The organism is Leisingera sp. ANG-DT (assembly GCF_000813785.1).
Lineage (GTDB): Bacteria > Pseudomonadota > Alphaproteobacteria > Rhodobacterales > Rhodobacteraceae > Leisingera.
Genome location: NZ_JWLE01000011.1, coordinates 281,583 through 296,456 on the forward strand (window position 1 = coordinate 281,583; position 14,874 = coordinate 296,456).

Consider the following 14,874-nt stretch of genomic DNA (forward strand, 5'->3'; position numbering starts at 1 on the left):
GCCCGCGCCCTTGATCCTAGGGCCAATTGCCAGGGAGAGTTTCAAGATGACTGCGTACCCCAACCTGCTTGCCCCGCTGGATCTGGGCTTTACCACGCTGAAGAACCGGGTGCTGATGGGCTCGATGCACACGGGGCTGGAGGAAACCGGCGACTGGAACCGCGTTGCTGAATTCTATGCCGCGCGCGCCCGCGGCGGCGTGGCGCTGATGGTGACTGGCGGGATCGGCCCGAACCTGGAGGGCTCAGTGCTGCCGGGCGCCTCGATGATGACCTCACCCAAAGACGTCGAAAACCACCGCGTGGTGACCGACCGTGTGCATGAGGCCGGCGGCCGGATCGCCATGCAGATCCTGCACGCAGGGCGCTATGCCTACGGCCCCAAATGCGTGGCCCCCAGCCCGGTGAAATCGCCGATCTCCCCCTTCCCCCCGCATGAACTGGAAGAGGACGGCATCGAAAAGCAGATTGCCGACATCGTGAACGCCGCCCGGCTGGCACAGGAGGCAGGCTATGACGGCGTCGAGATCATGGGCAGCGAGGGTTACTTCCTCAACCAGTTCCTAGTCACCCACACCAACAAGCGCTCCGACCGCTGGGGCGGTTCCTATGAAAACCGGATGCGGCTGCCGATTGAGGTGGTGCGCCGCACGCGCGAGGCCGTGGGCCGCGATTTCATCATCATCTACCGCCTGTCGATGATCGACCTGGTGCCCAATGGCTCCACCCACGAGGAGGTGGTGCAGCTGGCGCAGGAGATAGAGAAGGCCGGCGCCACAATTCTCAACACCGGCATCGGCTGGCACGAGGCACGCATTCCCACCATCGCTACCTCGGTTCCCCGCGCGGCTTTTGCTTGGGTGACCAAGAAGCTGATGGGCAAGGTCGGCATCCCGGTGATCACCTCCAACCGTATCAACACGCCTGAAGTGGCCGAGCAGGTGCTCTCCGACGGCTGCGCCGACATGGTGTCGATGGCCCGGCCGATGCTGGCAGACGCGGATTTCGTCGCCAAGGCCGAAGCAGGACAGGCGGACCAAATTGCCCCCTGCATCGCCTGCAACCAGGCTTGTCTCGACCATACCTTCAGCGGCAAGCTCACCACCTGTCTGGTCAACCCGCGCGCCTGCCACGAAACCGAACTGGTGATCGAACCTGCCTCAACTTCCAAGACTGTCGCCATCGTCGGCGCCGGTCCGGCGGGCCTTGCCACTGCCCTCACGGCTGCCCAGCGTGGCCACCAAGTGACGCTGTTTGACCGTGCCGATGAAATTGGCGGCCAGCTCAACATGGCCAAACAGGTGCCGGGCAAAGAGGAATTCTGGGGGCTGGTCGACTGGTACAGGACCATGGTTGCAGACGCCGGTGTAACCCTGGAGCTGGGTCGCGAAGTTGCAGCAGAGGATTTGACCGCCTTCGACGAGGTGGTGATTGCCACCGGCGTCACCCCGCGCGATCCCGCCATTCCCGGCCAGGACCAGGACAATGTGCTCAGCTACATCGACGTGCTGCGCCACAAGAAACCGGTGGGTCAGCGGGTCGCCGTGGTCGGTGCCGGCGGCATCGGCTTTGACGTCTCCGAATACCTGCTGGAAGAGGGCCACAGCCCCACCACCGATCTGCCCGCCTGGATGAAGGAATGGGGCGTCGCCGACCCGGCAGAGCACCGCGCGGGCCTTGCCCCCGAAGGCCCGCAGCCCGCCGCCCCTGCCCGGCAGGTTACCCTGCTGCAGCGCAAGGCCGAACGCCACGGCAAGCGGCTGGGCAAGACCACCGGCTGGATCCACCGGGCAACGCTCAAGATGAAGGAGGTGGAATTCGTCGGTGGCGTCAATTACGAGTGCATCGACGCGGAAGGCCTGCATGTGAGCTTTGGTGAGGCCCGCGAAAACCCGCGGTTGATCCCGGCGGACACCATCGTGCTCTGCGCGGGCCAGGTCTCTGAGCGGTCGCTGGCAGATCAGCTTGCGGAACGCGGTATCACCGCCCATGTGATCGGCGGTGCAGATGTGGCCGCGGAACTGGATGCCAAGCGTGCCATCAATCAGGGCACCCGGCTGGCCGCCAGCCTTTGAGAAGACATAGGCCTCCCGCCTGCGGCAGCCGGACTAGTCAGGCCCAGCCCGCTGTTGGACCCGGCGCACTTTCAAGGCGCCGAAGCCGGGCTGCAGTGTCCCCGCGCGCCCTTCAGGCGCCGGGCCCGCAAAGCGCTCGGCCGTGGGCCGCAATACTGTCTGCCGGGGCCTCATGCCGCGCCATCATGCCATAATCCCGGATCACCCCAGCAACCCTCAGCCTGTAGTCGGCAAAGATTCCTGCCCGGCCCTTACCTTGTGCCACGCGGTGCTCCGCCAGATGACGCCAGCGCTGCACCGCCGCCTCATCCTGCCAAAAGGACAACGACAACAGCTTGTCCGGTGCGCTCAGGCTTTGAAACCGCTCAACGGAGATAAACCCCTCCATCTCCTCAAGCAGCCCCCGCAGCTCCGCTGCAATTTCCAGATAGGCATCCTTCCGCCCTGCGGCGATCTCCACCTCAAAAATAACGGCAATCATCTGCGCTCCCCTCCTCCGTTCCCATGCGGCGACGAAGCCAGCTTGAGCCATGTCCGGTCCTCGCGCAGCAGGAACCGCTCCTTCTGGGCGAACTCGTAATTTTCGCGCCCCAAGGGGTCTGCCGCCAGCCGCGTCCGGTAGGCCTCATACGCCGCCAGGCTGTCCACGTTGTAGATTCCGTAGGCCAGGGTCGAGGAGCCTTCATGCGGCGCATAGTAGCCGATCAGTTCAGCCCCGCAACGTGGGATCGCCTGGCCCCAATTGCGGGCGTATTGTTCGAACTGCGCCTTTTTGGCGGGATCAATGTGATAACGGATAATGCAGGTCAGCATGAGAGGCCCTTCGTTGGTTCAAGGCCTCCTGCCTAGCTTGCGCCAGCCAGCAAATGCTTCGCCGCAGACCGAACTGTCACTCGACGTTGATGGTGATTACTTCAGACACCACAGGCGATTCGTGCGGCACATGGCTGGCGTCGCCCAGCACCAGCTGAAGGGTGTGGCGGCCCGGAGGCAGCTCAATTGATGTCTCGGTTTGCCCGCCGCCAAAATGCACATGGTGCTCATCCGCAGGCAATCCGTACAGCAGCTCATCCGCGCCGTCTTCACCCTCGCCGATTGCTGGGCGGTCAATCAGCAGATGGTGATGGCCGGTGTGCTCCTTCTCCGTACCCGCCGGGGCAACCCCCATCGCCGAAAGGCCAAAGACCACAGTCACCGGAGACGTGACAGTATCGCCATCCTTCAGGTTGACAAAATAGACCTTGGCATCCGGGTGCGACGGCGTGCGCTCCTGAGCCCCAAGCGGAGCAGCCAGGCACAGGGCGGCGGCAGTGGCGGCAAGCAAAACTTTCATAGCGGGTCCTCCAGCAATTTGTTCAACAAACAAAGTAAAGCTAGGCGTCCGGCAAGCAGCAACAAACCCTTCGGCCGCAGCAAACGCACAATTTTGCGTCATCTTCACAGAAGCCCACTGTGCCGGCCCCCATTCCTCTTGCCCGCGCTATCCGAGGGCGGCAGTGTCACACCTGAACCGCAAGACGAGGGCATACGTGGTATTTGCAGTTATCCTGATGGGCCTGACCCCCAGCTTCCTGATGGTGGCTCTTGGCGGGCTGGTTCGCAGGCGGCTGTCACCGCAAGCTTGGCAAGGCCTGGACAAGTTGAACTTCGAGGTACTGTTTCCAGCGCTGCTGTTCTTTGCCGCCAGTGGCCGCCCCATTGCCATTGCAGACCTCGGCCGGATCGGGCCCGCAGTCTGGAGCATCCTCGCTCTGGCACTCGCCTTTGGTCTTCTGGCGCGCAGGCCCGGGCCGGAAAAATTCCTCGACTTTGCAGGCGCCTGGCAAACTGCCTGGCGTTTCAATACGGCCATTGCCTTTGTCGCCCTGCCTTCGATCGGCACGGAACTGACCGGCCAGATGGCGGTTGCCATCGGCATGGCCGTGCCAGTGGCCAATGTAATGGCTGTCTGCGCGCTGTCACGCGGCGGCAGCCTTTCGTTGCGCGAGACGGCAGTGAAAATCGCACTCAATCCCTTTCTGCTGGCCTCCGTTGCAGGTGTTTCTGTGGGACTTTCGGGTTACAAGATTCCTGCACCGATCCTGGCCCCAGCCGAGATGCTGGCCCATGCAGCGATCCCGATTGCGCTTCTGTCCATCGGCGCCACCATGAATTGGCGGGCGCTGGCGCGGCTCGACCTGTTCAACGGCTATCTCTGCCTGGTGCGTCTGGTGCTGGTGCCCGCCATTGTCCTGGCGGCTTGCCTGCTGCTGGGCAGCGATCCCGGCTTTGCCGCCGTGCTGGTGCTGTTTGCTGCCCTGCCCACCGCATCAGCGGCGCATGTGCTGGCCTCGGCCTTTGGTGCTGACCGCACACTGGCTGCCACACTTATTGCGCAATCCACCTTGCTCAGTGCGGTGACCCTGCCGCTATGGATTCTGACGATCAGGCTTGCCCTTTAAGGTTTCATTAACCCTCAGCCTTCGCCGCCCGCCGGCCAAGGGCAGCCGTTTCCACAGCGCAAACGATCCCGGCGAAACCTCGCAATTATCCCACCTCCGCCCCGATCTTGCCCGATTTCCCCGTCAGCTTCGGGGCAACACGGCTTTACGAGGATGGGTGAATATGGACCGACTGATGGAAATGGAGGCCTTTGCCAATGTGGTGGACCAAGGCGGCTTCACCGATGCGGCACGGAAAATGGGGATTTCCAAATCGGCCGTCTCCAAACATGTCTCCAGCCTGGAAGCCCGTCTCGGCGCGCGCCTGCTGAACCGCACCACGCGCCGGGTGTCGCCGACCGAGATCGGCCTTGCCTATTATGACCGCGCCCGCCGGGTTCTCAACGATGCAGGCGAGGCGGACGCGCTGGTCACCTCGATGCAATCGGCCCCCTCCGGTTTGCTGCGGATTTCCGTTGCCACCGACTTCGGCGTCAACCACCTGTCGCCGGTGCTGTCGGATTTCCTGCGCGACTTCCCGGATATCACTGTCAACATGGTTCTAAACAACCGCTATGTGGAGCTGATCTCCGAAGGCTTCGACATGGCCGTGCGGATCGGCGAGCTGGAGGACAGCTCTCTGCGAGCCCGCAAGCTGACAGAGACCACCAAGCGGATGATTGCCTCGCCGGAATACCTGGAAAAATACGGCCGCCCGCAGAAGATCGACGAGCTGAACAACCACAAACTACTGCACTACTCCAGCCAGTCCAGCGGCAATGTCTGGAAAATCACCGCACCTTCCGGCGAAAAACGCCAGGTACGCACTTCCGGCTGGCTGTCGGTGAATGATGGGCAATCGCTGCTGAATGCCGCCATCTCCGGCCTCGGCATCGCCTATCTGCCCAGCTACCTTTACTCCGAGGCGCTGGAAGAAGGGCTGGTTGAGGACGTGATGCCCAGCCTGCCGGTTGAGACCCAGGGTATCTACGCGGTCTACCCGCCCGGTAAATTCACCCAGCCCAAGGTGCGGGCCTTCATCGATTTCCTGGTGGCAGCCTTTGCCGACCGCGACCCGTCCGAATGGAAAACCTGAACCGGTTCTAAGGAAAACCGGAACAAGACATCCCTCGAAGACCTGCCCCCGCGCCACTCGCGGGGGCTTTTTTAAGACCTGCACCTCAGGTCGGCCTGGCAGGATCAATCAGGCAGGCTCCCGCCCTTCCCGGATCAATCAAAGATTGATCTGCTCCCGTTGGGTCCAGCGCCGCTGCGCGTCGCACGCCGGACTCCAGCACGGCGCCGGACCGAAGGCTTGCTGAGGCATCTCTGATGTCGTGGCCAAGGCCCGGGAATCTCCGGACTGCAGCCCGTCGGCCCGTTCAGCCTTTGTAATGCGGCGCCTCCGCATCCAGGCGGCGCCGGATGGCATGCCATTCCAATTCTCCCTCGTAACCGTACCAGTCGCTGGCCGCCATGTCACTCAGGTGGCGCTTCTGCTCGCTTTCCGGAATGGTGCGGATCTCAACCCCGGGGCAGGCTGCCGCCTGCTGCACCTCCAGCTGAACCGCACAGGCCTGATCCAGGTAAAAGGACCGGAAAAACGCCTCCCCTGCCGTCCCCCCGAACACAAAGGCACCGTGCCATGCCTCGACCACGGCCTTCTTGCCGCGGCCCGCATCCAGCAGCCCGGCCAGGAAATCATCAGTGCATTCGAATTCATAGTCGGTGTATCCCAGCACATCGCCGCCACCGATCATCAGATAGGCCTGGCTGTAAGGGCCGACGCCATCCCTCTGCGCCGACACACCCATAATCGCCTTGGTGTGGATGTGCATGATGCAGTTCCTTTCCGGCTCTGCCTCAAAAAACAGCTTGCCGATCTCTGTGGCCGAGGGGTTCGGCTCGCCATTTTCAGGATTATGGTTTTTCCGGTCAAAGCCGACCTTGATCAGATTGGAGGCGGTCACCTCCTCATGCATCCAGCCGTAATGGTGGGTGATCAGCGCGTCCTCGCCGGGAACCCGGATCGCGTGCCACTGATTGGTCTGATCCGTCAGCCGGTATTTCACCAGCGCATTGTAAATCGCAGCCAGCTCGCAACGGGCCTCCCATTCGGCATCCGAGCAATTGGCCGGACGGCCCTGCAACGGGGTCGGGGTCATGACGGTCATTGGCGTTTCCTTTCCTGTGACTGCAAGAACCCTAGCGGCCTGGACCTCGTCAAAATTGCATGGAAACGCCCGGTACTTGCATATAACTTCCTGATATGCCGAAGGTGAGCTTCATCCTGTTTCCTGAATTTCAGATGCTGGCCTATGTGCTGGCTTCCGAAACTCTGCGCATTGCCAACAAGAATGCCGGCCGCCGACTATACACATGGGAGACGCTCAGCGCCACTCAGACACCGGTGCCAGCCTCCAGCGGACGGCTGGCCGCGCCGGACCGCAGTGGATGGGACCTCGGCGATACGCCCGATCTTGTGCTGCTTTGCGCCGGCTACGATCCGTTGCGCCACCTGCCGCAGGGGCTGCGTGCCTATCTGGCACGGGCCGCGCGCGCCGGCGCCGTGCTGGGCGGCATCGATACCGGCACCGTTGTACTGGCCCAGCTGGGCTATCTGGACGGCCATGAGGCGGTGCTGCACCACGAGGCCGAAGCGGGGTTCCGCGAGCGCTGGCCCGAAATCGAGGTCAGCGACCGTATTTACTGCTACGGCCGCCGCAGGCTGAGCGCCGTGGGCGGAACCGCTACCGGCGACGCAATGCTTGCCTGGATCTCGGCCACCGCCCCGGAAGGGCTGGCGGCGGCGACAGCCGAAGACATGGCCCATGGCTCTATCCGCCCCCCGGATGTGCGCCAGCGGCTGCAGCCTTCAGCCGACCCGGTTCTGGGGCAGATGCATCAGATAATGCTGGAAAGTCTGCAAGCTCCTTTGGCATTGACTGAGATTGCAGGGCGGCTCGGGCTCAGCCTGAAAGCGATGCGCCTGCGCTGCAAACGCGGGCTGGGCATGACACCGCAACAGGCCTATCTTCAGATTCGCCTGCAGCGGGGGCGCGAGCTGCTTCTAAGCACCGCAATGCCAGTCACAGAAGTGGCTCTGGCGACGGGGTTTGTCTCGCTGCCGGGGTTCTCGCGCCAGTTCAAGGCCATGTACCAGCGCAGCCCGCGCGGTATGCGCCGCTGCTGAGGCCCACCTGGACAATCCTCATTGCAACCGTTCTGCCAGCCGCCGGTGCAGAAAATCTGCGCCAAGCCTGCCCCCTCCAAGAAGGCTTGCAATCACTAAGACACCTGCGGGGGCGGGAGTGAATAGCAGCGTTCAGGGTACCGGCGCTCAATTGGCGAGAAGGACAGCCTCCACCCGCCGGTTGGCCTCTCGGCCCTCCGGGACCAGATTGCTGGCGATGGGGGCCAGATATCCGGCACCAGCCACGTCAATGCGCGTTCCATCAGCCTCATAGGCCTCAACCAGCCGCTCTTTCACAGACTGCGCCCGGCGTTCGGAAATGCCGGTGTTTTGCGCCAGCGAGCCCACCGAGTCAGTATGGCCCACCAGCAGCAGCCGATGCTGCGGATTCGCGGCCAGATAGCCAGCCAATTCCTTCAGGCTGCCATACTGCCCCTCGCGCAGACGGGTAGAACCGCTCTCGAATACCAGATCGGTCAGCACCGCATGGCCGCGCACTTCCAGCACCTTGGCCAATTCTACCGGCCGCACCGGATCCGGCTCCGCCGGCGCTTGGACCACGGGTTTCGACAGGACTGGCACTGCGTCCGGCGGCCGCACACTGATCATTTGAACAAAGGCCGCACCGCCTGCCCGCGACACGAGAACAGAAACAGCTTCTCTTCCCTTGGCGGCCGACAGGAAGTGAAAACGGGAAATATCCACCATCATATCCGGCGTTGGCACCACTTCGATCCCGAACCGGAAGCCAAAACCGCCGCAATCACGCGCCGCGCAGTCTAGCCGCACTTCATAACCCTGCTCCACCAGCTGCTCCCGCAGCGGCGCCAGGATCTGCAGCACCGTGCCGCTGCCTTCCACGCGCCAGGTCCGGCGGGTAATCTGCCCCTCGAACCGCTCCGAAGGCACCTTGTCCGCGTCTTCCGGGCCAATGGGCAGCTGATAGACGCCAAGCGCAGTCGCCCGTTCGGAAATGGCAGTTGCATCAGCGGGCAAGGCAAGTTCCGCCGCATACAGCATTCCGGGCAGGAACGCTGCTGCCACCGCTGCAATCAGACGTCTTAACGGCACTGGCTGTGATATTCCGGATTGGGCACCATCGCGGTTGCGCTGGCCACCCGGTTCGACATGTTGAAGAAGCCTGCGACATTGGCGATATCCCAGATATCCCGGTCGCTAAATCCCGCATCCCGCAGGGTCTGGCGGTCCGCCTCCTCGATCTCCGCGCTCGCCGTCGTCATCCTGGCCGCAAAATCCAGCATCGCCCGCTGGCGCGCATCCAGCGGCGCCACCCGGTAGTTCATCACCAGCATCTCGCCCAGCTGCGGATCGCCGGACAACTGCCGCACGGCAGCGCCATGGGCCACTAGGCAATAGAAGCAGCGGTTGATCGCAGAGACCACCACCGCAATCATCTCCCGCTCCAGCTTGCTCAGGCCGCTGTCCGCCAGCATCAAATCGTTGTACATGGCGGTGAAGGCGTTGAGCTTGGCGATATCAAAGGCATTTGCCTTCAGCACATTCGGCACAAAGCCCAGTTTTTCGACGCAGATATCGAAATATTTCTGCGTCTCCGGCGGCAGCGGGTCCATTATCGGCAGGTCGAGGGCTGTGGGCTGGGTCTGGTCACTCATCGCGGTCAATCGCCTTGTTGCAAAATCCGGTAGTGGTACTGTCCAACACAGTCCATGCCGAGGGAAGCGTAAAGCCCGTTTGCACCCTCGTTACGTTTCGTACAGAGCACCGCCAGTTCGCTGGCGCCGTTTTCAAGAGCCCAGAAGGCGGCCTGACGCATCATCCAGGCGCCCATGCCGGCGCGGCGTTGATGCGGCAGGATTTCCAGCGCGTGAACCATCGCCACCCCGTTGTGAATGGCAACGAACCCTGCGCCCGCCGGTTTGTCCTTGTGGCGCCCCAGCAGCCCGGTTTTCGGACCTTGCACCCGCTGCATCACCGCCAGCCGCTCCGGCCCGATGCCCCCTTGCACCCAGATCTCGCGCTGGATCGCCAGCGGTTCCCAGACGCAAAAGGCGGTAACACGGGGCACCGGGATATCTGTCAGCCGCTCCGCCGGGCAGGCCCACAGGTTAACCGGATCCTTCACCGCATAGCCGCGCGCCTCCAGCTGCGCGTCCAGCTCTGTCTCACCGTCGCGGATCATGAACAGGCAGTCCTGACCCATAGCGCGCATCGCGTCCTCAGCCGCTGCAATCTCCACGTCAGACGCTGCACCGTTCACCGTCGCTGCCGACACACGGCTGCCGCCACCCTGCCCTTCGCGCAGGGTGACAGGCCCAAGTTCGCGCAGCGATGCCGGCGGCCATGTCGCCTCGGTCACGCCATAGTAACGGGGTTCGGTGGTCACTGCTCCAGCTCCTTTGCCAGTTCGGTCATCGCCGCATCGACACGTGCACCGTCAGTGCCGCGGATCACGACATTGGCGCCGAACGCGCCGTCCTTCTGGAACGGGTAGCAGCCCACCGACAGATCACCATAGGCCTCTGCCAGAGCGCGCAGCGGAGCCGCGATTTCGCCCTCTCCCCGCAGCACCCGCAAGGTCTGCGACAGCATCGGGCGGCCGCCGGTCAGGGTCGGCATCACGCTTGCCACCATTGCCTGAAAGATCATCGGCACACCGGCCATCACATGCACATTGCCGATGGTGAACCCGGGCGCCGCCGAGACAGGGTTGTCAATCAGCACCGCACCGTCCGGAATGCGGGCCATCCGCAGCCGCGCCGCGTTCATCTCCAGCCCTTGGGTATCGTAATGCGCCTGCAGGATCGCGCGGGCATCGTCGCGCACATCCAGATGCGCTTCAAACGCCTTGGCAATGCAATCGGCGGTAATGTCATCATGGGTCGGCCCGATACCGCCGCTGGTGAACACATGGTCAAAAGCGCGTGACAGCGCCCGGACCGCGGCAATGATCGCCGCCTCATCGTCGCTCACCACCCGCACTTCCTTCAGATCGATGCCATGTTTGGTCAGCTCTCCCGCCAGGTAATGCATATTGGCATCGCGGGTGCGGCCGGACAGGATCTCATCGCCGATAACCAGCATGGCGGCAGTTGGGTTCGGCGTTGCAGGCATGAGCATCTCCCTTGGCTGAGTGCAAAAATACTCCGCCAGCAGAGCGGCACAAGGGCCAAAGCGACTAGGAAAGCCTCGCAACCGCAGCGTCGAACAGCGCCGCATCCTCCATGGCACGGGCCAGAATCATCGCGCCTTCCAGCGTGGCAATCATATGTGCCGCAGCCCGGTCCGCTGCATCCCGCTGCAACCCTTGTCGCTGGTAGACCTGCCGCAGCCATTCCAGGTTGCGGGCGAAAAATGCCCGGGTCGCGCTTGCGACCGGCCGCGGCAAATCGGCAATCTCGGCCCCGAAAACGCCGCACAGGCACATCAGCCCGTCCTGTTTCAGAGCCGTGCCATACGCTGCAACATAGCGCTTGAGCAACTCCGCAGGTTCCGCCCCCTGGGGATCACCCAAGGCTATGAAAAAATTGTCAGAATAGCGTTCAGCCAGAGCCTCCCCCAAGGCTTCCTTGGTTGGAAAATGATAGTGGACAGAGGCTGATTTGATACCGATTTCCGCAGCGATTTCACGGAAGCTGAAGGCGTTGTAGCCACCTGTGCGCGCGGCCTTCTCCGCAATGTCCAGGATGCGTTCCGCTGTGTCCGGCTTTGCCATGCTCAACCCCTCGCCCATCTACCTACCTACAGATAGGTCTTGACGGAATAGACCACAATCCACATTTATCTACCTACTGATAGATAGGAGAATCACAATGAGCACTGAGACCGCATTGATCATCGGCGGATCGTCGGGAATGGGTCTGGAAACTGCCCGCCAGCTGGTAGAGGCGGGACATCATGTCACCCTCTTGGGTTCGTCTGCTGCCAAGTTAGAAGCTGCCAAAGCAGAACTTGGCTCCCTCGCAGAAGTCCGGAAAGTTGATCTGATGGACTTCGCAGCCGTTCAGACGCTGGCAGACGAGCTTAAGGCCGGCAGCAACCATATCAGCAAACTGGTCAACGCCGCCGGTGTCTTTGCCCCAAAACCATTTTTGGAGCATGGCCCCGAAGATTATGACCGTTACATGGGCCTGAACCGCGCCACCTTCTTTCTGACACAAGCCGCCGCAGCCAACATGTCACGCAACGGCGGCGGCGCCATTGTCAACATCGGCTCGATGTGGGCAAAACAAGCGATCAAGGCGACCCCCAGCTCAGCCTACTCCATGGCCAAGGCGGGCTTGCACGCCCTGACTCAGCACCTGGCGATGGAGCTGGCAGACCATGGCATCCGGGTGAACGCGGTGGCCCCCGCGGTGGTGGTCACTCCGATCTACGGCGCATTCATACCCCCCGCACAGATCGAGGACGCACTGACCAGCGGCTTTGACACCTTCCACCCGATTGGACGCGTTGGCCGCCCGGCTGACATAGCCGCAACCGTGGTGCACCTGCTGTCAAATCAGACTGCATGGGTGACCGGCGCCATCTGGGATGTCGACGGCGGCGTCATGGCCGGCCGCAACTAGGGCTTTGCCGCCGGGCGGGGCTGGGATAGTCATCTGGCATGAACTTTGCCCAGCCCCTGATCCCCGCCACCCTGATCCGCCGCTACAAACGCTTCCTCGCCGATTGCCGGCTGGTGGACGGGCAGGAAATCACCGCCCATTGCGCCAACCCCGGCAGCATGATGGGGCTGGCGGATCCGGGCATGAAGGTCTGGCTGGAGCCCAACGACGATCCGAAGAAGAAGCTGAAATACGGCTGGCGGCTGGTGGAACACGCAGACGGCCATTTCACCGGCGTCGACACCTCGGTTCCCAACCGCGCCCTGCGGGCCGCGCTGGAGGCTGGGGAGGTTGCGGAGCTCGCCGCTTACAAGACTGTCCGCCCCGAGGTGAAATACGGCGCAAACAGCCGCATCGATTTCCTGCTGCAACAGGACGGCCTGCCCGACTGCTATGTCGAGGTGAAAAGCGTGACCTTGTCGCGCCAGCCCGGCCTTGCTGAGTTTCCCGATAGCGTAACCGCCCGCGGCACCAAGCATCTGGGGGAGCTGGCAAACATTGTGGAACAGGGCCACCGGGCAGTTATGCTCTACCTGGTGCAGCGCACCGACTGCGAACGCTTCCAGCTGGCCGCCGATATCGACCCTGCCTACGCAGATGCCTTTGCCAGTGCCTATGCCGCCGGGGTGGAGAAGCTGGTTCTGGGTACCCGGATTACCCCGCAGGGTGTTGAGGTCGCCGGACCGCTCTCAAGAGAGTAACGGCCCGGACCGGGCGGCCGCTCAGGCTGCCTGATCCACTTGCTTCGCGTTCCCGCCTTCCTGTTCCGCTTCGGCCTGAACGATGGTCCTTGTCGGAAACGGAATGTCTACTCCAGCCGCATCCAGTGCTTCCTTCACCTTGCGTTTCATGTCGGCCTGGTACTGGAAGTATTCCTCTGCATCGACCCAGACCCGCACCAGAAAGTCGACCGAACTGCTGTTCAGTGCATTCACCTGGATGAAGGGCTCAGGATCGCTGTGCGACCGGCTGTCACCCATGATGGCATCCCTGATTGCCTTTTCGGCGGTTGCCAGGTTCGCCCCGTAGCCAACCCCAAAAACCCATTCAGCCCGGCGTGTGTCGAAGGACGAGTAATTGGTGATCGTGTTACCCCAGACTTCCGAATTGGGAATGATCACCTTGAGGTTGGACAGGCTGGCAATCACGGTGTTGTTCAGAGTGATTTCATGCACCGTGCCCATTTCGCCGTCCACTTCGATGAAATCACCCAGTTTGAACGGGCGGAAAAGGATGATCATGACGCCGGCCGCCACATTGGACAGTGCGCCCTGCATGGCCAGACCGATTGCAAGGCCAGCCGCACCGATCGCTGCAACGATGGACGTGGTCTTGACGCCGAAGGTGTTCAGAACAAACAGCACGGCAAAGGCAAGGATGACGTAGCGGGCCAGGTTGCCCAGGAAATGGAACAAAGTCACATCCAGCTTGGCATTGCTGTCACCCAGCTGCACGATCCGCCGCTTGACCCAGCCCGCAACGATGAAGCCGGCCAGCAAAATGACCACTGCTGCCACCACACTACCCAAAGCCTGCGCCAGAAATTCCAGCGTGACCAGATCCGCCAGCGACTTCCCGTCGTAAATTTCAGTTTGCATAAGGCTATTGACGCTGTCCATTCTGCTGCATTCCCCTCGTTGTCCAAGTAAAGGTTCAACTGAGAAAACGCATAGCTGCTGAAAAAGTTCCCGCACCCCCGGTCTGGCCCTTTCGCCCGGAACCCCTTACATAGCTACGCAACAAACGTGATGGAGCTCTGCGCGATGAGATCGAAAGACGGCCGCACCACCAAGGACGGCATCCGCATTCATGAACCCGGCGACTATGCCGGCATGCACAAAGCGGGGGCGCTTGCCGCGCGCATTCTGGACGATATCGCAGCCCATGTGTTCCCCGGCCAGAGCACCGGCGAAATCGACCGTCTCATTACCCAAATGGTCGAAGACGCAGGCGCCAAGTCCGCTACCATCGGCTACAAGGGCTATCAGCACGCCAGCTGCATCTCGGTGAACCATGTGGTCTGCCACGGCATCCCCGGCGACAAGAAGCTGAAGGACGGCGATATCCTGAACATCGACGTGACCGTGATCGTCGACGGCTGGTTCGGCGACACCTCGCGGATGTTCGTTGCAGGCAAGCTCAGCCGTAAGGCAGAGCGGCTGATTCAGGTCACCCATGATTCGCTGATGAAAGGGATAGAGGCGGTGAAACCGGGTAACACCTTCGGCGACATCGGCCATGCGATCCAGACCTATGCAGAGGCGCAGCGTATGAGCGTGGTGCGCGACTTCTGCGGCCATGGCCTGGGCACCGTGTTCCACGCGCCGCCCAATGTGCTGCACTACGGCCGCCCCGGCACCGGACCGGTGCTGGAGGAAGGCATGTTCTTCACCATCGAGCCAATGATCAACCTGGGCCGCCCGGAAACCAAGATCCTGGCGGATGAATGGACTGCAGTAACCCGCGACAAGTCTCTGTCGGCGCAGTTCGAGCATTCGATCGGCGTAACCGCAGACGGAGCCGAAATTTTCACCCTGTCGCCGGCCGGAAAATTTCACCCGACCTACGGCTGACCTGCCAAGACGCACCGGGGGCCGCCCC

At 62.3% G+C, this 14,874-nt stretch carries 17 protein-coding genes; 7 read left to right on the forward strand and 10 right to left on the reverse strand.

The window, feature by feature from the left end; all coding sequences use genetic code 11:
- Window positions 1-46: 46 nt before the first annotated feature.
- Entirely contained in the window at window positions 47-2,074 is a 2,028-nt protein-coding gene (locus RA21_RS13230; protein ID WP_039149563.1) for an NADPH-dependent 2,4-dienoyl-CoA reductase, read from the forward strand.
- Window positions 2,075-2,186: 112 nt separating this feature from the next.
- Here the strand turns inward: RA21_RS13230 and RA21_RS13235 are convergent, their stop codons facing one another.
- The 3 genes from RA21_RS13235 to RA21_RS13245 all read right to left on the reverse strand — a co-directional run bounded on the left by RA21_RS13235 (window position 2,187) and on the right by RA21_RS13245 (window position 3,407).
- Window positions 2,187-2,555, reverse strand: coding sequence for an antibiotic biosynthesis monooxygenase family protein (locus RA21_RS13235; protein WP_039149565.1), 369 nt, complete (start codon window positions 2,553-2,555; stop codon window positions 2,187-2,189).
- Window positions 2,552-2,887 (reverse strand): NIPSNAP family protein, encoded by a 336-nt coding sequence (locus tag RA21_RS13240; protein ID WP_039149566.1) that lies wholly within the window; start codon window positions 2,885-2,887, stop codon window positions 2,552-2,554. Before RA21_RS13240 ends, RA21_RS13235 begins: the two co-directional genes overlap by 4 nt.
- A gap of 76 nt (window positions 2,888-2,963) precedes the next feature.
- Window positions 2,964-3,407, reverse strand: coding sequence for a DUF4399 domain-containing protein (locus RA21_RS13245; RefSeq protein WP_039149569.1), 444 nt, complete (start codon window positions 3,405-3,407; stop codon window positions 2,964-2,966).
- A 196-nt stretch (window positions 3,408-3,603) separates the two neighbouring features.
- Here RA21_RS13245 and RA21_RS13250 point away from each other — a divergent pair, with 196 nt between their 5' ends.
- Both RA21_RS13250 and RA21_RS13255 read left to right on the forward strand, forming a co-directional pair.
- On the forward strand, window positions 3,604-4,515 hold the full coding sequence (locus RA21_RS13250) for an AEC family transporter (protein ID WP_241483504.1): 912 nt from the start codon (window positions 3,604-3,606) through the stop codon (window positions 4,513-4,515).
- 163 nt (window positions 4,516-4,678) lie between these two features.
- Entirely contained in the window at window positions 4,679-5,590 is a 912-nt protein-coding gene (locus RA21_RS13255; protein ID WP_019297281.1) for a LysR family transcriptional regulator, read from the forward strand.
- 286 nt (window positions 5,591-5,876) lie between these two features.
- Here RA21_RS13255 and RA21_RS13260 read toward each other — a convergent pair whose 3' ends face one another.
- Window positions 5,877-6,668: a class II aldolase/adducin family protein gene (locus RA21_RS13260; protein ID WP_039149573.1), complete on the reverse strand. Its 792-nt coding sequence runs from the start codon at window positions 6,666-6,668 to the stop codon at window positions 5,877-5,879.
- Window positions 6,669-6,763: 95 nt separating this feature from the next.
- Between RA21_RS13260 and RA21_RS13265 the strand changes: the two genes are divergently transcribed.
- Window positions 6,764-7,687 (forward strand): GlxA family transcriptional regulator, encoded by a 924-nt coding sequence (locus RA21_RS13265; protein WP_039149576.1) that lies wholly within the window; start codon window positions 6,764-6,766, stop codon window positions 7,685-7,687.
- A gap of 147 nt (window positions 7,688-7,834) precedes the next feature.
- Here the strand turns inward: RA21_RS13265 and RA21_RS13270 are convergent, their stop codons facing one another.
- From RA21_RS13270 to RA21_RS13290, 5 genes are all read right to left on the reverse strand, one after another.
- Window positions 7,835-8,707: an OmpA family protein gene (locus RA21_RS13270; protein ID WP_052257650.1), complete on the reverse strand. Its 873-nt coding sequence runs from the start codon at window positions 8,705-8,707 to the stop codon at window positions 7,835-7,837.
- A gap of 41 nt (window positions 8,708-8,748) precedes the next feature.
- Window positions 8,749-9,321, reverse strand: a complete 573-nt coding sequence (locus RA21_RS13275; protein ID WP_039149580.1) for a peroxidase-related enzyme — start codon at window positions 9,319-9,321, stop codon at window positions 8,749-8,751.
- A gap of 5 nt (window positions 9,322-9,326) precedes the next feature.
- Entirely contained in the window at window positions 9,327-10,052 is a 726-nt protein-coding gene (locus RA21_RS13280; RefSeq protein WP_039149583.1) for a GNAT family N-acetyltransferase, read from the reverse strand.
- The gene (locus tag RA21_RS13285) at window positions 10,049-10,780 is read right to left on the reverse strand and encodes a competence/damage-inducible protein A (protein ID WP_039149695.1); all 732 of its coding nucleotides are present in this window, start codon (window positions 10,778-10,780) and stop codon (window positions 10,049-10,051) included. The genes RA21_RS13280 and RA21_RS13285 overlap by 4 nt, the downstream gene beginning before the upstream one ends.
- Window positions 10,781-10,844: 64 nt before the next feature.
- Window positions 10,845-11,381 (reverse strand): TetR/AcrR family transcriptional regulator, encoded by a 537-nt coding sequence (locus RA21_RS13290; protein WP_039149699.1) that lies wholly within the window; start codon window positions 11,379-11,381, stop codon window positions 10,845-10,847.
- Between the two features lie 97 nt (window positions 11,382-11,478).
- Between RA21_RS13290 and RA21_RS13295 the strand changes: the two genes are divergently transcribed.
- Both RA21_RS13295 and sfsA read left to right on the forward strand, forming a co-directional pair.
- On the forward strand, window positions 11,479-12,234 hold the full coding sequence (locus RA21_RS13295; protein WP_039149584.1) for an SDR family NAD(P)-dependent oxidoreductase: 756 nt from the start codon (window positions 11,479-11,481) through the stop codon (window positions 12,232-12,234).
- Between the two features lie 38 nt (window positions 12,235-12,272).
- Window positions 12,273-12,974 carry a DNA/RNA nuclease SfsA gene (gene sfsA / locus RA21_RS13300; protein WP_039149585.1) on the forward strand — a complete coding sequence of 234 codons (702 nt, stop codon included), beginning with the start codon at window positions 12,273-12,275 and terminating at the stop codon, window positions 12,972-12,974.
- A 21-nt stretch (window positions 12,975-12,995) separates the two neighbouring features.
- Here sfsA and RA21_RS13305 read toward each other — a convergent pair whose 3' ends face one another.
- On the reverse strand, window positions 12,996-13,892 hold the full coding sequence (locus RA21_RS13305) for a mechanosensitive ion channel family protein (protein ID WP_039149587.1): 897 nt from the start codon (window positions 13,890-13,892) through the stop codon (window positions 12,996-12,998).
- Between the two features lie 144 nt (window positions 13,893-14,036).
- Between RA21_RS13305 and map the strand changes: the two genes are divergently transcribed.
- Complete coding sequence (map, locus tag RA21_RS13310; protein WP_029204923.1) at window positions 14,037-14,846, forward strand: type I methionyl aminopeptidase; 810 nt, start codon at window positions 14,037-14,039, stop codon at window positions 14,844-14,846.
- The last annotated feature ends 28 nt before the right edge of the window (window positions 14,847-14,874 follow it).